At 62.6% G+C, this 19,686-nt stretch carries 18 protein-coding genes; 4 read left to right on the top strand and 14 right to left on the bottom strand.

The annotated features are described in order from the left end of the window. Positions 1–52: 52 nt before the first annotated feature. A complete protein-coding gene (locus tag BN423_RS05800) occupies positions 53–2,155 on the top strand; it encodes a YgiQ family radical SAM protein (protein WP_019239322.1) in 2,103 nt (700 codons plus the stop codon). Between the two features lie 36 nt (positions 2,156–2,191). On the opposite strand, the gene BN423_RS05805 is transcribed toward BN423_RS05800, so the two are convergent. Both BN423_RS05805 and BN423_RS05810 read right to left on the bottom strand, forming a co-directional pair. Beyond that, complete coding sequence (locus BN423_RS05805; RefSeq protein WP_019239323.1) at positions 2,192–2,692, bottom strand: type II toxin-antitoxin system VapC family toxin; 501 nt, start codon at positions 2,690–2,692, stop codon at positions 2,192–2,194. Next, positions 2,676–3,002: a type II toxin-antitoxin system RelB/DinJ family antitoxin gene (locus tag BN423_RS05810; RefSeq protein ID WP_019239324.1), complete on the bottom strand. Its 327-nt coding sequence runs from the start codon at positions 3,000–3,002 to the stop codon at positions 2,676–2,678. Before BN423_RS05810 ends, BN423_RS05805 begins: the two co-directional genes overlap by 17 nt. A 340-nt stretch (positions 3,003–3,342) precedes the next feature. Here BN423_RS05810 and BN423_RS11935 point away from each other — a divergent pair, with 340 nt between their 5' ends. Continuing rightward, complete coding sequence (locus BN423_RS11935; protein ID WP_071784281.1) at positions 3,343–3,594, top strand: hypothetical protein; 252 nt, start codon at positions 3,343–3,345, stop codon at positions 3,592–3,594. Beyond that, on the top strand, positions 3,561–3,731 hold the full coding sequence (locus tag BN423_RS05820) for a hypothetical protein (protein WP_232385513.1): 171 nt from the start codon (positions 3,561–3,563) through the stop codon (positions 3,729–3,731). The genes BN423_RS11935 and BN423_RS05820 overlap by 34 nt, the downstream gene beginning before the upstream one ends. Before the next feature lie 124 nt (positions 3,732–3,855). Here the strand turns inward: BN423_RS05820 and BN423_RS05825 are convergent, their stop codons facing one another. From BN423_RS05825 to BN423_RS05865, 9 genes are all read right to left on the bottom strand, one after another. Then, entirely contained in the window at positions 3,856–5,331 is a 1,476-nt protein-coding gene (locus tag BN423_RS05825) for a family 1 glycosylhydrolase (RefSeq protein ID WP_019239327.1), read from the bottom strand. Positions 5,332–5,400: 69 nt separating this feature from the next. Continuing rightward, entirely contained in the window at positions 5,401–6,705 is a 1,305-nt protein-coding gene (locus tag BN423_RS05830) for a PTS sugar transporter subunit IIC (RefSeq protein WP_019239328.1), read from the bottom strand. 10 nt (positions 6,706–6,715) lie between these two features. Continuing rightward, positions 6,716–7,015: a PTS sugar transporter subunit IIB gene (locus BN423_RS05835; protein WP_019239329.1), complete on the bottom strand. Its 300-nt coding sequence runs from the start codon at positions 7,013–7,015 to the stop codon at positions 6,716–6,718. Positions 7,016–7,064: 49 nt separating this feature from the next. Next, positions 7,065–7,400 carry a PTS lactose/cellobiose transporter subunit IIA gene (locus BN423_RS05840; protein ID WP_019239330.1) on the bottom strand — a complete coding sequence of 112 codons (336 nt, stop codon included), beginning with the start codon at positions 7,398–7,400 and terminating at the stop codon, positions 7,065–7,067. Positions 7,401–7,491: 91 nt separating this feature from the next. Next, positions 7,492–9,468: a BglG family transcription antiterminator gene (locus BN423_RS05845; protein WP_019239331.1), complete on the bottom strand. Its 1,977-nt coding sequence runs from the start codon at positions 9,466–9,468 to the stop codon at positions 7,492–7,494. Positions 9,469–9,712: 244 nt separating this feature from the next. Further along, the gene (locus tag BN423_RS05850; protein ID WP_026089019.1) at positions 9,713–12,259 is read right to left on the bottom strand and encodes a phosphoketolase family protein; all 2,547 of its coding nucleotides are present in this window, start codon (positions 12,257–12,259) and stop codon (positions 9,713–9,715) included. A 169-nt stretch (positions 12,260–12,428) separates the two neighbouring features. After that, on the bottom strand, positions 12,429–13,163 hold the full coding sequence (locus tag BN423_RS05855) for a GntR family transcriptional regulator (protein ID WP_232385514.1): 735 nt from the start codon (positions 13,161–13,163) through the stop codon (positions 12,429–12,431). A 160-nt stretch (positions 13,164–13,323) separates the two neighbouring features. Continuing rightward, the gene (yihA, locus tag BN423_RS05860; RefSeq protein ID WP_019239334.1) at positions 13,324–13,914 is read right to left on the bottom strand and encodes a ribosome biogenesis GTP-binding protein YihA/YsxC; all 591 of its coding nucleotides are present in this window, start codon (positions 13,912–13,914) and stop codon (positions 13,324–13,326) included. A gap of 47 nt (positions 13,915–13,961) precedes the next feature. Then, positions 13,962–14,726, bottom strand: coding sequence for a 5'-methylthioadenosine/S-adenosylhomocysteine nucleosidase (locus tag BN423_RS05865; protein ID WP_019239335.1), 765 nt, complete (start codon positions 14,724–14,726; stop codon positions 13,962–13,964). A 237-nt stretch (positions 14,727–14,963) separates the two neighbouring features. Between BN423_RS05865 and BN423_RS05870 the strand changes: the two genes are divergently transcribed. After that, positions 14,964–15,851: an ROK family protein gene (locus tag BN423_RS05870; protein WP_019239336.1), complete on the top strand. Its 888-nt coding sequence runs from the start codon at positions 14,964–14,966 to the stop codon at positions 15,849–15,851. 130 nt (positions 15,852–15,981) lie between these two features. On the opposite strand, the gene pflA is transcribed toward BN423_RS05870, so the two are convergent. From pflA to pflB, 3 genes are all read right to left on the bottom strand, one after another. Then, on the bottom strand, positions 15,982–16,788 hold the full coding sequence (pflA, locus tag BN423_RS05875; protein WP_019239337.1) for a pyruvate formate-lyase-activating protein: 807 nt from the start codon (positions 16,786–16,788) through the stop codon (positions 15,982–15,984). A gap of 169 nt (positions 16,789–16,957) precedes the next feature. Continuing rightward, entirely contained in the window at positions 16,958–17,209 is a 252-nt protein-coding gene (grcA3, locus tag BN423_RS05880; protein ID WP_019239338.1) for an autonomous glycyl radical cofactor GrcA3, read from the bottom strand. 111 nt (positions 17,210–17,320) lie between these two features. Next, positions 17,321–19,417 (bottom strand): formate C-acetyltransferase, encoded by a 2,097-nt coding sequence (gene pflB, locus BN423_RS05885; protein ID WP_019239339.1) that lies wholly within the window; start codon positions 19,415–19,417, stop codon positions 17,321–17,323. Positions 19,418–19,686: the final 269 nt, after the last annotated feature.

Consider the following 19,686-nt stretch of genomic DNA (forward strand, 5'->3'; position numbering starts at 1 on the left):
TTGCTTATCATAAGACAGAACCAAGTATCACACGAAGATGGGATTGAGCCGCATGAGCGCACGACGTCATCCGCAGCGAACCGACCGTCACGAAAAGTCCGCCCCCGCCTCCCCGCGCCGCACCGCGCCCGCGCGCGCCCACCGCGACCCGGCGGGTCCCACGGCGCTCGGCCTCACGCGCGCGGATTTCCTGCCCACCACGCGCGCGGACATGGACGCCCGCGGTTGGGAGCAGTGCGACTTCGTCTACATCTGCGGCGACGCCTACGTGGACCATCCCTCCTTCGGCGCGGCGATCATCTGCCGGCTGCTCGAGTCGCATGGCTACAAGGTGGGCTTCATCGCCCAGCCCGACTGGCGCGACCCCGCGAGCATCGCCGCGCTCGGTGAGCCGCGGCTGGCCTTCCTCGTCTCGGCCGGCAACATGGACTCCATGGTGAACCACTACAGCGTGAGCAAGCACCGCCGCCGCACCGACGCCTACACGCCGGGCGGGCGCATGGGCGCGCGGCCCGACCACGCGACCATCGTCTACGGCAACCTCATCCGCCGCACGTTCAAGGACACACCCATCATCCTGGGCGGCATCGAGGCGAGCCTGCGCCGCCTCGCCCACTACGACTACTGGCAGGACAAGCTCAAGCGCTCCGTGCTGCTCGATTCCGGCGCGGACCTCATCATCTACGGCATGGGCGAGCGGCCGGTCGTGGAGCTCGCCGAGGCGCTCGACGCCGGCCTGCCCATCGACCAGGTCACCTACATCGACGGCACCGTGTACCGCACGCGCTCGATCGACGGCGTGTACGACGCCGTCACGCTGCCCAGCTGGGACGAGCTCGAAGTCGACCGCCTCACCTACGCGCGCAGCTTCAACGTGCAGTACGAGAACATGGACCCCTTCAGCGGGCATCGCCTGGTCGAGCCCTACCCGCACGGCGTCTACGTGGTGCAGAACCCGCCGGCGAAACCGCTCAGCCAAGCCGAGTTCGACGAGGCCTACGACCTCCCCTACACCCGCTGCTACCACCCGGATTACGAGGCCGACGGCGGCGTGCCCGCGCTCAAAGAGGTGAAGATGTCGCTCATCTCGAACCGCGGGTGCTTCGGCGAGTGCAGCTTCTGCGCGCTCACGTTCCACCAGGGGCGCATCGTGCAGGCGCGCAGCCACGAGAGCCTCATCGCCGAGGCGCGGCGCATCACCGAGGAACCGGACTTCAAGGGCTACATCAACGACGTGGGCGGCCCCACCGCGAACTTCCGCCAGCCTGCGTGCAAGAAGCAGCTCACGCGCGGCGCCTGCGTGCGCAAGCGCTGCCTCTGGCCGAGCGTGTGCCGGCAGATGGACGTGAGCCACGAGGATTACGTGCGGCTGCTGCGCGAGCTGCGCGCGCTTCCCGGCGTGAAGAAGGTCTTCGTGCGCAGCGGCATCCGCTTCGACTACCTGCTGGCCGACCCAGACCCCAAGCAGACGTTCCTGCGCGAGCTCTGCGAACACCACGTCTCCGGCCAGCTCAAGGTGGCGCCGGAGCACGTGAGCGACGCCGTGCTCTCCGTCATGGGCAAGCCGAGCCGCGCCGTGTACGACCGCTTCGTGGACGAGTACCGCCGCATGAACAAGCAGCTCGGCAAGAAGCAGTACCTCGTGCCCTACCTCATGTCGAGTCATCCCGGCAGCACGCTCAAGGAAGCCGTGGAACTTGCCGAATACGTGCGCGATATGGGCTACATGCCCGAGCAGGTGCAGGATTTCTACCCCACGCCGTCCACGATGTCGACCTGCATGTACTACACCGGCGTCGACCCGCGCACCATGAAGCCCGTCTACGTGCCGAAAACCGCGCACGAAAAGGCGCTCCAACGCGCGCTTATTCAGTATCGCAAACCCGAGAACTACGATCTGGTGCGCGAAGCTCTACAGAAGGCCGGACGCACCGATCTTATTGGCTTTGGTCCGAAGTGCCTCATCCGCCCCACGCGCCCGAACCCCGCGCGCAGTGGGACTCAGAGACCTGGTGCCAAAGTCTCACCGGGCAAGCGGAGCAGCGGGAACGGTGGCAAGCCCCAACGCGGTTCCGGCAAGCGCGGCGGCAACGCCCATGGCCGCAATCGCGCCGGCCAAGGCCGCGAAGCCAACCGCGGTGGCCACCGGAGCTAGTGGGACTTTGACACCAGGTCTCTGAGTCCCACTTAGCTAGCACATGCCCTCGTCGTCGAGCTGCGCGCAGGCTTTTTCGACCATCTCGCGCGTGATGGTTACTGAAGCGTATGCGCGGCGGCGCTCTCGGCACAACCAAGTACCTACCTCATCGGGCGTCATCGTAGAAATGCGCGACCGGGAGAAGCCACCCTTATCGCGCGTGACGACGCAGTCTGCACCGATCTTCTTCGCTGCCTGGTACACCAAGCAGTCCTCAAAATCGTCCCATGACGCTTGCGCAGCGTTAAGAATATCGTCTCCGTCTATCGAAACGACGTGCAGAAACGATGCTGCCGCGCAAAATGCCTGTTGGATATCGGCAGCCGGGATATGACGCGATAGCACGTAAAACACGTCGGTAAACGACTTCGCCGAAGCCCAGAGCTCGAACTCCCCGTACCATTCCGCGATGCGCAGCGAGTTGCATGCCTCAAAGAACGGTTCTCGGCGGCCGAAATAATCGATGAGCACGCAGGTATCAAGCAAGAGCTTCATAGTCCGCCTCTCGCGCCGCCGCGATATACGCCTTGTAGTCGCCGCCGTCGATCGCGTCCCACGCGGATGACGGCACGCCCACCGTCGACTGCGCGATGGAGGCCACAAGTGCGTCGAGCGATGCCGCGTCGGGCATGGCATCGCTTCGATTCTCTTCACCGGGCTCTACCTGCGGAAGCTGCCGTTTTGCTATAACGTATTCATACGCGCTGCGGATGAGCTCACTCGGCGTAGACCCCAACTGCGCAAGCACCTTGTTGCCCTGTCGGCGGATCTCCGGGGCGATGCGCGCGGAAACGAGATCGGACATGAGCGCCTCCTTCTCCTGGTAGTATTGGAGACAGCTCTAGTGTAATACGTATTACAGACTGTAACAAGGTCATTTGGGAACGCGTTTCGCACCCGTCCCCAAATGAGTCATTCTGGCGGAGCGGAAGCGGAGACGGTGCCCTGCCAGCTAGGACGGGCAACGTCTCCGCCGTATTTGGTATGCCTATTCGTTGTCGCCGGCGGTCAACTGCGTCGCGGAGAGCGCACCGTCTGTATCGCCCTGCTCCGCCGCCTCGGGCCACACCCAATCGGTGAATGCCGGGTGATCGAAGCCCAAGCGCACGTTTGCCGACCCGTCGCTTCCCGCATCGCTGCTCGGAATGAACCCCAATTGGTTGCTGCGCGAAACACAGGTCTTCGGTACGCTCTTCGAAGAGCCTTGCGTGCACGACGTTCGTATATATTGCACGGCTCTGGGGCTGATTCCCGAGCCATACGTGTACTACTACGGCGACGCGGATGGTTTGGAAGTCGATATCATCATCGAGCTGCCCGACGGCAGGTGGGGGCGTTCGAAGTCAAACTCAGCGAGGAAAAGGTGGCAGCGGCGGAAAAGAACCTGCTCCGGCTGAAAGACAAAATCGCGCGCAACCCCGCAGCGCGAAACGCCGAGCCCTCGTTTTTAGCCGTGCTGGTCGGAAAGGCCTCATACATGTGGAAGATGCCGAGCGGCGTGTACGTCATCCCCATCACGGAATTCGGGGCGTAGGGAGATAGATAATGCACGTTTGGGACGGGTATAAAACGTGCGCCAAGAAAGCGATGGCCGGCTGCATATCCGCCACCGACCACCGCTCAGTCAAGCGCTGTTTTTCTTCACGCAACTCCCAGCGCTAGTCCAAGTCCTCGCCATTTGACGCGATGACCTTCTTATACCAGTAGAAGCTGTCCTTGCGAATGCGATCGAACGTGCCGGTACCGTCATCATGACGATCAACGTAAATAAAGCCGTACCGTTTATGCATCTCGCCGGTCGACGCGCTCACCAGGTCAATGCAGCCCCACGGTGTGTAGGCGCGCAGATCGACACCGTCGGCAATAGCGGCCTTCAGCGCCTCGATATGCGCACGGAGATACTCGATGCGATACGGATCGTGGATGGATCCATCCGGCTCGACAATATCCGTCGTTCCCAACCCGTTCTCCACCACCATGATGGGAATCTGATAGCGCCCATAAATCTCGTTGAGCAGGTAGCGCAGGCCGATAGGATCCATCGACCAACCGTACTCGGAATACTCGAGATACGGGTTCTTCACACCGAGCGACATGTTCGCCGCCCCATCCTTCTCCACGCCCTCGTGCGTCGTAACGCACGAGGTCGAGTAATAGGAGAAGCTGAAGAAATCGACAGTTCCGAGCTTCAGATCTTCAACGTCTCCATCGCCCCATGCAAGCTCGATCCTATCGTCGTTCCAGATGCGCTGCGCGTACGGCGGATATGCCCCGCGCACCATAACGTCACCGCAGTACCAGAACATGTTCTGTGCCTTCTGCTGGCAGGCGAGGACGTCGTGTGGGTCACAGGTAAGAGGATAGTCGCAGAATGAGCAAATCATGCAGCCCACTTGGTAGTCCGGATCGATTCGATGGGCAGCGCGCACCGCTCGCGCACTCGCTACGAACTGGTTGTGCAGCGCTTGATAGCTCTTCTGCATCATGCCCGCCGCGTGCTCGGGCGCGAACGTCTTGGCGACAAGCTGGCTGTTGATCTCGTTGAAAGTGAGCCAATACTTCACCAAGCCGCGATACTCCGTGAAGATCGTCTGCACGAAGCGGTCGAAAAGTCCGATCACCTCGCGATTCGACCAGCCGCCAAGCTCCTCCTCGATATAGAGCGGGGTATCGTAATGGCATATCGTCACGAGCGGTTCGATGCAGTGCGCCTGGAGCTCTTGGAACACCGACCGATAGAATGCCAAGCCCGCCTGGTTAGGCGCGGACTCAATGCCCCTGGGAAAGATACGCGACCAGCTGATCGACATCCGAAGCATCTTGAAACCCATTTCGGCAAAGAGCGCTATATCCTCTTTGTATCGGTGATACGCATCGACAGCGTCATGGCTGGGATAGTACTCACCATCGACGACCACACGCTTCGCGCCCTCGGGTTCGGGGGCGAACGGTGCGACCTTGACTACGCGTCCATCCGACAGCTGCATCGTGGTAAAACGCGGCGTCACCTTGTTCCCGCTGAGCGTCATATCGAGCGGAATCGGCCCACGGCCATCCTCGTTCCAACCGCCCTCGCATTGGTTCGCCGCCGTAGCACCACCCCAGAAGAACCCTTTTGGAAATGACGTGCCCATATGCACCGTCCTTTCGCCGTTGTCCAAAAACGGCGCCGGAAAGCGAACACCGGCGCCGAGAAAATGAGCCTACTTGCCTGCGGATGCTGTCTCCGCCTGCTCGTTCTCCAAGCACTGCTTGTCGTAGATGCGCACGAACGGCGAATAGACCAGATAACCCACAACGAAGGCGACGATGGGAATGAAGATGTTCTGCCACGCCATGGAACCAAGGACTTCTTGCATGAACACCGGCAAGGCGGTCATGATCAGCACGTATCCCGGCTGGAGGAAGCCGACCATATAACCCAGATAAATAATCAGCATGGTAATGAGACCGTTAAGGATAAATGGAACGGCGAGGATGGGATTGTACATGATCGGGGCACCAAAGAGCATGGGCTCGGAGATATTGAAGACTGCCGGAACGACGCCCGCCTTGCCCACAGCTCGAAGCTGCGCGGACTTCGAGCGCAGGCAGCAAATCGCCAGAGGCAGCACGTTGCCCGTGCCCCCAACGGTCGTTAGAGCGCCGAAGAGCATAACAGCGCTGAACACCGGCGCGGCACCGGATGCCACCAGCTCCGCATTGACCTGGTAGGCACCCATGAGCACGGGAAACACGATGGCGTTGGTAATGGCGGTCCCGTGAATGCCCATACTCCACAACAGCATGCAGATAAAGCCCAAGACGAACATGCCGGGAACGGAAATGAGCGCACCGAGCGGCACAGAAAGCAACCCGATGATGAGAGCGGGGATGCTTGCGCTAAGGATGTTTTGGCACAGCGTGTTCAAACCGCACCACAACACAATATTGATTACGAGAGGAATGAGTGCCGCGAACGAGTCACCCAAAAACGGCGGGACAGAATCGGGCATCTTAATGGTCACGTTGTGGTCGGTGCAAAACTTGATGATGCGCACGACTACGAGCGACATAATGATGGCCGTAAACAAGCCAGTAGCGCCGAGGAATGAGGTGTCGAGCACCGTCAGAGCCGAGCCGTCCTCGAGCACGACGGAGTGTGCGGGACTCGCCACCATAAGGAACAGGAACATGGAAACGAAGCCGTTGGCGAGCTCCTTACCAATGCCAAGGGACTTCGAATATGAATAGGCGATGCCAAATGCCACGGCAACCGAGACGAGCCCCAGCGTCATGTTATACGGGAGCTGAAGCCACTGATACACCGTGTCTGTCGCCTGCAAGACACCGGTAAGACTCAAGAGCGTTGCGATGATGGTGAAAATGGAGCCGGCGAGGATGAGGGACATCGTACCCATCATGCCGTTGCTGATTGCGTTGAGCGCGTTGTTGGACTGGAACTTCCCACCCAGCGTCTGCAGCTTCTGCATGACGGGGTTTTCGTATAACTTGTTCAGGCTTGCCATGCGTATGCACCTACTTTCCTAGAAGCTCATCAATGAGGTCGAAGATACTCTTGCAATTTCCCATGCCGTAGTCCTGCGGGGGAATCACGGCAACGGGAATGCCGCCGACCATAGCCTCGACGTTAGCTTTCTGATAGGCGACCTGTGGGCCCATGAGCACGCAATCGACGCCGCCGCAGGCATCCTTCGCGTTTGCCCAACCCGTCGCGCTGATGCTGAACTCGATCCCTTGTTCCTCGGCATACTTCTCGAGCTTCTTCATGAGAATGCTCGTTGACATACCAGCAGCACAGACCAGCAAGACCTTCATGAGGGCTCTCCTTTCCCGATACGTTGTTTTGGGTCTAAGCGACACCGCGCTACCCCGCGCGATCTACCTTCTCCTTGTGCAGGTACACGAGCTCCTCAATGAGCTCCTGCGCGAGCATGGCGGTCATGAGATGATCCTGTGCGTGCACGAGCATCACATCAACGGGCGTGTGGTCGCCGTTAGCTTCCTTCACCAGCAACTTCGTTTGCTGCTCGTGAGCTTCGAGACCTGCCGTGCGCGACTGCTCGAGCAACTCATCCGCGCGGACGAAGTCATGCTCACGCGCCGCTGCGAGCGCTTCGAACGCAAGGCTTCGAGCCTGGCCAGCGACTGCAATGAGGCCGAACGAAATCGCTTCGCAACCGGTGAGAGCATCTTCTTCCATATGATCAACTCCTTCCAATATCGAACCCTTCCGCTGTCCGGTAAGGTGCACCTAACCGGATATGGAGATGCGGGCATCCCCGCAGGATGTATCAAGCGGGTGAAGAGGCTTGTGGTGACGCAGCTTCGAACCCGTTCGCGAGCTGCACCAAGCAGTCCCAGCTCTGATCGCTCACAAGACGCGCCACGGCGGCACCATCCATAAAGAACTCCGCCAAGATGCTGAACAGCCGGTCGAGTTCGCGGCCTGCGCTGCGGGCAAACGAAATGAGAAACACCGCCTGCACCGTGGTGCCGCGCTCATCCCATACGACCGGCTTGTCGAGGAGAGCGACCGCGATAAACGTTTCATCGCTCACCGGCTCCAGGGGATGCGGCATCGCGACGTTATTGCCGAAGGACGTTGCCGTCACGCGCTCGCGCTCGCAAACGAATTCTTCCAGGCGCGCATCGACCGTACGCACCCTTCGAATCTGCTCGCACAATTCATGGAGCACGCTGTCCTTCGTAGAACACGGGAGATGTGGGAAGAACAGCCGCTCGTCGAACGTGCGCGCGAGCAGACCCGTTGGTACGCCGTGACGTAGCAGATCGCGCATGCCGACGATCTCCTCGTCGTCGAAGAAGTAGGCGACTTCGCGAACCGGCACGGGCAGGGAGCGCCCGAGCGGCACTGTCGTGAACACGTAGTCGATGCCAGCAAGATCCATCTGATCGAGATGCATGACGTCACAGGTCACGATTTTGTCGACATATTCACCAAACTCACGACGGCACCGATATTCGAGCAGACGTGCGGAACCGGCACCGGTGGCGCACACCACGAGGATATTCTTCTTTCCCGGCGCGGTCTTCTGGCGTTCAAGCGCGAGGGCGAAGGCAAGTGCCATGTAGCCGGTTTCCGCTTCGGAGGGAATCGCACCGTAATGGACACGCAGCACCTCATCTGCCTCCACCGCAAGCGACCATGCGAGCAAGTAGCGCGCTTTGATGTCGGCGAGGATGGGGTTGTCGATCTGCAAGTGATACTGCAGACGCACGGCAAGCGGCACGATATGCCGGGCGAGGTTCATGCGTAGCTCGAGATCAGCTCTGAAATCGATATGGAATACCTGCCAGATACGATCGAGCATCTCGCCTACCACATCCCAGACCTCGTCCGAGATCACCAGGTTTTCCTCACCGTCGGAAGCCGACCACAGCGTCTGTTTCCCCGCTAGATGAATGGCTAGGTAGGCAACTTCTTCCTGAGGTAGCTCGACCCCTGCTGCAGCGCCAATCTGGTCGGCGATATCCTGTGCCACCGACCATTCGCGCGAAGCCCTGATCTTCTCTACATGCTCGGTTTCCGCCGGCATATAGTGTCCCGAGCGAATGCGGACGAGCGCCACAGCGATGTGCACGAGTAGGTTTTGATAGGCAACGGCGTTGATATGGAAATCGTGGCCCGCAATCGCGCCGTCGACGGTTTCAGCGATAACCTGCAAAAGGTGACGCTGGTCGATGGAATTAGCAGGCAGGGTGACATCGCTATCATCCGCATCATGCGTTGCAATCGCCTCGTCGAACTCACCGCGCATCATCGATGCGGCGAGGCATAAACGACGAGCAAGCTCTGATCCCTCAACACGCACTCCGTAGTGAGGCCGCCGCGCAAGCGAAAGGCCATACGCCTCAAGCGTGCGCTCAACCTGTTTGAGGTCACCTGTGATAACGCTTCGCGACGCAAACAACATCTCCGAAAGCTCATCGAGCGTAATCCAGGTGCTGCGAGATAGCAAATCGTTGAGCAGGTACGCGACGCGCTCTTCACGGGTCTGGGGAATGCCGTCGCGCTGCAACTCTTCTTCATCTGTTAGATACGCATCGAAAGCGTCGCGATCTTGGATATCGACCGAATATCCTCGATTCCGGACAAGGTCGATGGAGGCCACGGCCGCGAGGTCGTCGTTCGCCTGCTTTACATGGCTGCGCAGGGTTCGAACGCTTATGCCGAGAGCCTCGGCAGCTTCGGAAGGGGTCACGCCAGGATGTTCTGCAAGATAGCGAACAGCGTTTGCCGTCTGCATGGCGCACCCCCTCCCCGTTTGCGAAGCTGCATGCGTTGCAATTTCTTCTTGATTAGTATCCTACTGGGAGGATTGCGCAAGTTCCATCTGAACCGTTCGCCGCTTCAAGCGGAAAGCGACACCAGAATGACTCATTTGGGGACGCGTTTCGCACCCGTCCCCAAATGAGTCATTCTGGCGGAGCGGAAGCGGAGACGCTGCCCAGCCAACTCGGTCGGGCAGCGTCTCCATCATGTCGATGCACCTATTCGTTGTCGCCGGCGGTCAACTGCGTCGCGGAAAGCGCGCCGTCGGCGTCGCCCTGCTCCGCCGCCTCGGGCCACACCCAATCCGTGAACGCCGGGTGATCGAATCCCTCGTCAACCGCGAACTGGAACGCCTCCTCACGAAACGCCTCCCACGCCGAGATTTGCTCGGCGAACACGTCCGCATCGCCGCGCACGGCACCCACCAGGCGCAGCGCGTCGGCCGCGAGCTCCCAGCGATCCATGTTGTTCAGGCGCAGCATGTCGAACGGTGTGGTCGTGGAGCCTTTCTCCTCGTAACCATGCACGCGCCAGGCATCGTGGCCGGGACGGTCCCACACCAAGCGGCGGATAGTGCCCGCATAGGCATGGAAGCAAAAGAGCACCGGCTTCTCGCCCGTGCCGAAGAACTCAGCGAAGCGCTCATTGCTGATAGCGCGGTCGTTCTCGCTCGCGTTCTGGATCTTGAGCAGATCGACGACGTTCACGAACCATACCTTGACACCGAGCTCGCGCAGCATGTCAGTCGCCGCAAGCGCTTCGAGCGTGGGAACGTCGCCGCAGGTCGCCACTACCAGGTCCGCATCGGCGAGCGAATCCGCTGTACACGCCCAGCGCCACACGGCGAGCCCCTCGTCGAGCTCCGCCACGGCCTCGTCCACCGTGCTGAACGTCGGCGCAGGCTGCTTGCCGCAGAAGATGGCGTTCACGCAGTTCGTGGACTGGTACACGCGCTGCGCCACCGCGAGAGCCATGTTGGCATCCGCCGGGTAGTAGGCGTTCACCACGTGCGTATCGTTCGCCTTGTTGAGCAACAGGTCGATGAAGCCAGGGTCCTGGTGCGAGAACCCGTTGTGATCCTGGCGCCAGCAGTGGCTCGAGAGCAGGATGTTCAGCCCCGCGATGGGCGCGCGCCACGGAATCTCGCGCACGGTCGCTTCGAGCCACTTGCAGTGCTGGTTGACCATGGAATCCACCACATGGATGAAGCTCTCGTAGCTCGACCACACGCCATGGCGGCCGGTGAGCACGTACGCCTCGAGCATGCCCTCGCACTGATGCTCGGACAACTGCTCGATAACCTTGCCCTGGCTGGCGAGGAGCTGGTCGTTGGCCTCGTCCGCGTAAAAGCCGCCCTCCCACTGCTTACGCGTCACGTCGTAGGCGGCCTGCAGGCGGTTCGAAGCGGTCTCGTCCGGACCAAAAATGCGGAAGTCGTCGAGATTCTGTGCAAGCACGTCGGCCGTGTAGGCACCGAAGACGCGCGCCGCCTCGGTCTGCCCCCAGCCGTGGCCGTGCTCGGCGACCGGCACCTCATGCGCGTGGATGTCTGGCAGCGTGAGCTCTCGGCGCACCGTGCCACCGTTAGCGTTGGGGTTCGCGCCCAGGCGCAGATCGCCTTCCGGCATGAACGCGGTCACTTCGGGACGGATTTGGCCCTCGGGCGTGAAGAGTTCCTCAGGTGTGTAGGAGCGCAGCCAGCCGCGCAGCACGCGGAAGTGCTCGCGCGTGTCCTTCGCCGAGGCAAGCGGCACCTGGTGCGCACGCCACGAATCCTCGGTCTTCTTGCCGTCGATGTGCTTGGGGCACGTCCAGCCCTTGGGCGTGCGGAACACGATCATGGGATAGACGGGGCGCGTCGCCTCACCGCCGGCGTCTACCTGCGCCTGCGCACATGCCTTGATGTCACAAATCTCGTCGAACACCTGCTCCAGGAGCTCGGCGAACCGGCGGTGGATCGAGGCATGGCTCTCATCGTCAAAGCCAGCAACGAACACATGCGGGTTATAACCCATGCCGCGGAAGAACTGCTCGAGTTCCTCGTCCGAGATGCGCGCGAGAATTGTGGGGTTCGCGATCTTGTAGCCGTTGAGGTGGAGAATCGGCAGAACGATGCCGTCCGTCGCCGGGTTGACGAGCTTGTTCGCCTGCCAGCCCGTAGCCAAGGGACCGGTCTCCGCCTCGCCGTCGCCCACCACGGCCACGGCAAGCAGGCTCGGGTTGTCGAGCACCGCGCCGTAAGCATGGGAGAGCGTATAGCCCAGCTCGCCGCCCTCGTGGATAGAACCGGGCGTCTCTGGCGCGAAGTGGCTCGGGATACCGCCGGGATAAGAGAAGCGGCGGAAGAACGTCTGCAGTCCGGCCTCATCGTCGGTGATCTCGGGGTAGCGCTCGCGATAGGTGCCGTCGAGGAGGCTCTGGGCAGTCCCCGCCGGGCCGCCGTGGCCGGGACCCATGAGGAAGATGGCGTTCTGCTGGTGATCGGCGATGAGACGGTTCGTGTGTCCCATGAGGAAGTTGATACCCGGCGTGGTGCCCCAGTGACCCACGAGGCGGTGCTTCACGTCCGCGCGACCGAAATCACGCACCTCGCCGGTTTTCTCGTCCACGAAATCTTTGCGCATGAGCGGGTTGCTGCGCAGATAGATCTGGCCGACAGCAAGGTAGTTCGCGCACCGCCAATACTTCTCCACGCCCTCGAGCGCGGCGTCCGACACAGGCGCGCCCAGTTTCTTCCACGGCGTTCCGATCACAGGCTGAGCCATACCGACCTCTTTCTCGTGCATACTGTGTTACCGGTTTGATTATACGAATATACGTACATTTGACTAGAGGGAATTTGCAAGGTTTTGGTAAGGAGCTGAAATGGGTTGCACAGAAGCAATTTGACGAGCATGCGCGGCGCGCGAAACACTTGCCAGTAACGTCGCGTTCCTATGCGTCGAGCTCGACCTCGATATGGTAATGGTCGGCTCGATAGTAGGTCGTCACGAACTCACGCGGCACGCCCTGCGTGTCGAAGGAGATGCGCTTACTAAAGAGCAGCGGCTCCCCGACCTCGATCTTCAGCAGATAGGCGAGTTCCTCGTCGGCCACGATCGCGTGAATCTCCTGCGTGGCCTGGCGCCAGCGCACATGCAGCTTATCGCTAATGTAGGCGCGCAGCGACTCGCGCGAGAAGTCGCGGTTGATGGCGTCGGGCAGAAACGCGCGCTCGAAGTAGTTGATCTCGAGGTACAGCGGGCGCTCCCCGCTATAGCGCACGCGGCGCAGACGGTACACATCCGCGCCCTCGTCAAGGCGGAGCGCTTGGGCAATCTCACCGCTTGCAGGAATGATCACCGCGTCGACGAGGCGTTTCTGTGCGATGACCCGGTCGTCGCTGCTTTTCTTCAAGAAACTCGTCACGTGGGTGAGGTCGGACTTCGGGCGGCTCGCGATGACCTCCGACCCGATGCCGCGGCGTTTGCTGATCATGCCGTTATCGGAGAGCATCTCCATCGCCCGCCGCGCCGTCGCGCGCGAAACGCCGTACTGCTCCATGAGCTCGGATTCCGATGGAATGAGGTCGCCCACGGCGTACACGCCGCTGATGATGTCTTGGAACAGGATGTCGTACAGCTGACGGTACAGTTGCTCCTTGCCGCTGAAATCCAATGGTGTGGCCACGTGCTCCCCTTGAACGTCCGTATATTTGGACTCTTTGGCTGTACATTTCAGCCATTACGAGCGTACCACAACCGCACCATGCGGCGGGCGGACGCCCTCAACCGGCGGCAGGCCCGCGCTTCCCAAATGATAATTTCAGTACCAGGTACTGAAATAATCACTACAGGCAAGCGGCCTCGATACGGCGCTTGAGCTCGTCGATACCCTGCCCGGTCTCGGAACTCGTCACGATGATGTCTTCCGCAGGCACGTTGAGCTGTTGTTTTATCGCTGCAAGCTGCTGGTTCTGCTTGCCGCGGCTGAGCTTGTCCGCCTTGGTAAGCGCCACCACAAACGGCAGCTCGCTTTCCTGCAAAAACGCGATCATCTGATGGTCGAGCGCACTCGGATCGTGGCGGATATCCACGAGCGAGACCACCAGGTTGAAGCTGCGCTCGAGGTCGAAGAAGTCGCCGATGAGCTGCGCCCAGCGGTCGCGCTCGGCCTTGGAGCGGCGCGCGAAGCCGTACCCGGGCAGATCGACGAAGTGCACGCCGTCCGCCTCGAAGAAGTTCACGTTGCTCGTCTTGCCCGGCGTGCTCGAGACCTTCACCAGACCCTTACGGCCGAACAGCTTGTTCATGATGGAGGACTTGCCCACGTTCGAGCGGCCGACGAAGCTCACCTCCGGGCAGGTGGACGGCGGGATCTGCGATGCCTTGCCGTAGCTCGCCACGAAATGCGCGCGCTGGTAGTTGATGGTATCGGCCATGATGGGTCCCCTATCAAAATGATAAAAAGCAGCCTGTCTGGATTTTATCAGTCGAGCTGCGCGGCGATGTCGAGCACGATCTCGCTCGCGCGGCGCGCGTAGCCGTCCACGTCGAAGCTGCGCTCGCAGAACGCGTCGTACGCCTCGTCGCAGTTGTCCGAGATGGCGCGCAGCACGAGGCAGGCGGCGCCGTTCTTCGCGGCGATGTGCGCGACGGCCGCGCCCTCCATCTCCGCGCAGTCCGCCGCCGTCTCCGCGACCACGGCAGCGCGAAGGGCATCGCCCGTCACGAAGCGATTGCCCGTGGCGATGGTTCCGCGCAGGTAGGCAGGGGTGTCTGCGGTGGCTTCAGCGGCTGCGTTGCCCGTGCCGACCGGGCGCCGGCCGCCATCCTCGATGGCTGCGTAGCCGCGGGCGCGGAGCACCTGCTCGGCGAGGTCGACGAGCTCGGGCGTGGAGGCGAACTCCTCGAGCCCGGGCGCGGACTCCGCGATGAGCGCAGTATCGGTGTCTGTGTAGCGCAGCCGCTCGCCGATCACGATGTCGTCGATGTGGAGCGCCGGGTTGAGCCCGCCGGCGATACCCGAGAAGATCACGGTGCCGGCGTCGTACACGCTCAGCAGCAGCTGCGTCGCGGCGGCCACGTTCACCGTGCCCATGCCGGCCACCGTCGCCACGACCTCGCGTCCGCCCAGCGTGCCGCGCGCGATGCGCAGGCCGCCGCGCTCCTCCCACGCGGGATCCCCGAGCGCGTCGTAGATGTGGCGCACCTCCTGCTCGAGCGCCCCGATGATGGCGATGGTCGCTGCCATTGCTGCCCCTTCCTGTCGCTGCGCGTTTCCGCCGGCGCGCTTCAAGCCGAAGCCGATGGCCCGAGGCGAATCGGACGCGATGCTTCGCATCCGCCCCGGTTGCACCGGAAGACGCATTTGGGACGGTTTCGGCGCATCACCAGGCAAATCAAAGCGCGCATCTGTGCATATGAGTTGCAAAACTTCCCCTCTATAGTAAGCGAAGGGGACATTCCGCAGGAAAGGAGTCCAGCGAATATGGAAAACGTTCTTTTGGGTGCGCTCGAAGCCGGCGGGACGAAGATGGTCTGCGCGACGGGCTTCGCCGACGGCACGGTGGTCGAATCCGAGCAGATCCCCACCACGACGCCTGCGGAAACCGCCGCTGCCTGCGCCGCGTGGTTCCAGGACAAGGGCATCGCCGCGCTCGGCATCGGCGCGTTCGGCCCCACCGCAGTGAACCCCGCATCGCCGCGCTACGGGCAAATCCTGAAGACGCCCAAACCCCATTGGAGCGATTTCGACCTGCTCGGCGCCCTCGCCGGGCCGCTCGGCATCCCCTGCGGTTACGACACGGACGTGAACGTCGCCTGCCTGGGCGAGGCCACGTTCGGCTGCGCGCAGAGGCTCGACACGGTGCTCTACCTCACCATCGGCACCGGCGTGGGCGCCGGCGTGCTCTCGGGCGGCAACCTCATGCACGGCATGATGCACCCCGAGGCCGGCCACGTGCCCATGAAGCCCGACCCGCGCGACCCCATCGCGACGGAGAGCTCCTGCCCCTTCCACCCGAGCTGCCTCGAGGGGCTCATCTCCGGCGCGGGCATCAAGAAGCGCTGGGGCAAGAGCGGCAGCGAGATGGCCGACGACCCCGAGGCGATGGACATCCTCGCCGGGTACCTGGGCCAGGCGCTCGCGATCTACATCCTGTGCTATTCGCCGCAGAAGATCATCATCGGCGGCGGCGTTGCCGACCACACGCCCATCGTGGAGCTCGCGCGGCCGAAGACGGCGGAGGCGCTGAACGGCTACATCGTCACGCCCGAGATGGACGACCTCGAGCACTACATCGTGCGCAACTCGCTCGACGGCAAGCAGGGCATCATGGGGTGCCTGGAGCTCGCACGCCGCGCGCTCGAGCGGTAGGGCGGCAGCAGGCGGAAGCGGGGGCGACGGGCGAAAACCGTCGGGTGCGCTGACTGCACGTCGACACGGCTGCCGACGCCCCCGGTATTATCGCCGACCGTCGGCGCCCTCCGCGCCCACCCCAGCGCCCCTACGCCCCTGACCGCGCCGCTTTCATGCCGCGCAGCACGGCCTGACGCAGCTCGGGGATGCGCGCCTTGTCCATAGCGGGAACGTCGGCGAGGCGGTACGGCATGCCGAGCCGCTCGTACTTCACCACACCCATGGTGTGATACGGCAGCATCTCGAGGCCGACGACGTTGCGCCACGGCGCGATGAACCAACCGAGCCGCTCGCATTCCTCGACCGAATCCGTATACCCGGGCACCACGACGTGACGGATGACCACGGGTATCCCGCGCCGCGCGAGCTCGTCGCCGAACGCCAGGATGCGCTCCGCGCTGCGTCCCGTGAGCTCGCGATGCGCCGCAGGGTCGGCATGCTTGATGTCGAGCAGCACCAGGTCGCACGCCCCGAGCAGGGTGTCGAAGCGCTCGGGCGCAGCGGGGTCGAAGGCGATGCCGCTCGTGTCCAGGCAGGTGTGGATGCGACCGTGCGGGCTGTCATGCGCAGCTTCAAAGAGCGCGCCCACGAAATCCGGCTGCAGCAGGGGCTCGCCACCCGAGACCGTGATGCCGCCCGAGCGGTAGAACGCACGGTTGCTCTCGAAGAGCTCCAAGATGTGCTCGACGCTCGCCGGCGTGCCCGCATCCGCGCCCGCCGCCCAGGTATCGGGGTTATGGCAGTACGCGCAGCGCATGGGACAGCCCTGGCAGAACACCACGAGGCGAATCCCCGGGCCATCCACCGTGCCCATCGTCTCGATGGAATGAATGCGGCCGAGCGGGAACCGCGACGCCGCGTCCCCCGCGAGCGCATTGAGCTCAACCTTCGCCATGAACACCCCTTTCCCAGCCGTGAGCCATTGGGGACGGGTTCGTTTGACTCACTGAGTCATTTGAACCCGTCCCCAATGACTCAGCAACGAGCCGACCGCAGGCACGTGGCTGCGACCGGCTCGCTCGGGCGCCGCAGCGCCGCGGCACATGACGGCTCGCGCCGCCTGCTTACATTTGCTCGTGGAAGGTGCGGCTGATGACCTCGTCCTGCTGCTCCTTCGTGAGGTTGTGGAAGTTGACCGCATAGCCCGAGACGCGGATGGTGAGCTGCGGGTACTTCTCCGGATGCTGCTGGGCGTCGATGAGCGTGTCGCGGTTGAACACGTTGACGTTCAGGTGGTGGCCGCCCTTCTGCGCATACGCGTCGATCATGCTCACGAGGTTATCGGCCTGAGATTGGGGAACATCCTTGACCTGCATGTCGGTCTCCTTTCGCATTAATTGATAACGCCATCATAGCATTTCTATCCGCCGCGGCGGGGCGAAGCGTCGGCTCACGTCGGCTTTCTACCTCGCCGCGGCATCAAGTTCCTAGCAGTCGCCGCAGCAGGGCGCCGGGTTCTCGAACGCCACGTCGCCCAGGTCGATCTCGCCCAGGTCGATGTCACCGAAGAACACCTCGTCCTCCTTGCCGAGCGCGCCCGGGATGATGGAGAACGTGTTGGAGATGCCGTCCTGCGCGTCGCGGAACGGCAGCTTCGCCACGGAGCTCAGGCTCGCGATGGCGCCGTGCGTGTCGCGCTGGTGCATGGGGTTGGCGCCGGGCGCGAAGGGCACGCCGGCCTTGCGGCCGTCCGGCGTGGCGCCGGTCTTCTTGCCGTACACCACGTTCGAGGTGATCGTGAGCACCGACGTGGTGGGCACGGCGTTGCGGTACGTGTCGTTGCGGCGTACGAACTCCATGAACTCGTGCACGATGTCGTGGGCGAGCCGGTCCACGCGGTCGTCGTCGTTGCCGTACTTGGGGAAGTCGCCCTCGATCTCGAAGTCCACGATCACGCCGTCCTCGTCGCGCACGGGGTGCACCTTGGCGTACTTGATGGCCGAGAGCGAGTCGGCCACGACGGAGAGGCCGGCGATGCCCGTGGCGAACCAGCGGTGCACGTGATGGTCGTGCAGCGCCATCTGGATGGCCTCGTAGCAGTACTTATCGTGCATGTAGTGGATGATGTTGAGCGTGTTCACGTACACGCCGGCGAGCCAGCGCATCATGTCGCGATACTTGCTCATGACGTCGTCGAAGTCGAGCGTGTCGCCCTCCACCGGGCGGTACGCCGGACCCACCTGCTTCTTCGACACCTCGTCCACGCCGCCGTTGAGCGCGTAGAGCAGGCACTTCGCGAGGTTCGCGCGGGCGCCGAAGAACTGCATCTCCTTGCCCACGCGCATGGAGCTCACGCAGCACGCGATGGCGTAGTCGTCGCCGTGGTAGACGCGCATGACGTCGTCGTTCTCGTACTGGATGGACGAGCTCGCGATGGAGGTCTTCGCGCAGAACTCCTTGAACGCCTGCGGCAGGCGCGTGCTCCACAGCACCGTGAGGTTGGGCTCGGGCGAGGTGCCCATGTTCTCGAGGGTGTGCAGGTAGCGGTAGCTCATCTTGGTGACGAGCGTGCGGCCGTCCACGCCCATGCCGCCGATGGACTCGGTGACCCACTGCGGGTCGCCGCTGAACAGGTTCTGATACTCGGGGGTGCGCGCGAACTTGACCATGCGGAGCTTCATGATGAAGTGATCCACGAATTCCTGGATCTGCTCCTCGGTGAAGGTGCCGCGACGCAGGTCGCGCTCAGCGTAGATGTCGATGAAGGTCGAGGTGCGGCCGATGGACATGGCGGCGCCGTTCTGCTCCTTCACCGCGGCGAGGTAGGCGAGGTACATCCACTGGATGGCCTCCTGCGTGTTCTCCGCCGGGCGCGAGATGTCGAAGCCGTAGATCTTGCCGAGCTCGATGAGCTGGTGCAGGGCGCGGATCTGATCGGCGAGCTCCTCGCGGTCGCGGATGACGGCCTCGGTCATGGTGCTCGGCGTCGCGGCCTTCTGCGCCTCCTTGTCGCGGATGAGGAAATCCACGCCGTAGAGCGCAACGCGGCGGTAGTCGCCGATGATGCGGCCGCGGCCGTAGCCGTCGGGCAGGCCGGTGATGATATGGGCGGAGCGGCAGGCGCGCATCTCGGGCTTGTAGACGTCGAACACGCCCTGGTTGTGCGTCTTACGCTTGTTGGTGTAGATGTCCACGACCTCGGGGTCGACCTCGTAGCCGTGCTGCGCGGCGGCCTGGCAGGCGATGCGGATACCGCCGTTCACGTGCAGGGCGCGCTTGAGGGGCTTATCGGTCTGCAGGCCGACGATCGTCTCGAGCTCGGGGTGCTCGGCGTCGATGTAGCCCGCCGGGTGCGACGTGATGCCGGTCACGACCTTGGTGTCCATATCGAGCACGCCGCCCTTGGCGCGCTCCTCCTCGAGGAGGCCGAGCACCGTGTTCCAGAGCTGCTTCGTGCGCTCCGTGGGACCCACGAGGAATGACTCGTCGCCCTCGTACGGCGTGTAGTTGCGCTGGATGAAATCGCGGACATCGACCTCGTCGGTCCAGGTGCCGCCCTCGAACCCTTCCCAAGCTTCCTGCATCGTGTTACCACGCTCCTTACGCGCTTCGCATCGGTGTAGGGGAACGCGATTGCAGCGCCGCGTCGACGCTCGCGGAACGTTTCCAACCGTTCACCGAATCGTATGGGGTTCGAGCATACCACGGAGGGGCGGGCGGCACGTGCGCGCGGGGCAATTGCCAAAAAATTCACCTTTGGTAACTTTTGCGGGGTGACCGGAGGGTGCTATTTCCCGTGTTTCGCCGCTTCGGCGGCGTCCGTCGCCTCGGCCGCAACCCAAACTGAGCGAAA

This window comes from Enorma timonensis, assembly GCF_000321165.1.
Lineage (GTDB): Bacteria > Actinomycetota > Coriobacteriia > Coriobacteriales > Coriobacteriaceae > Enorma.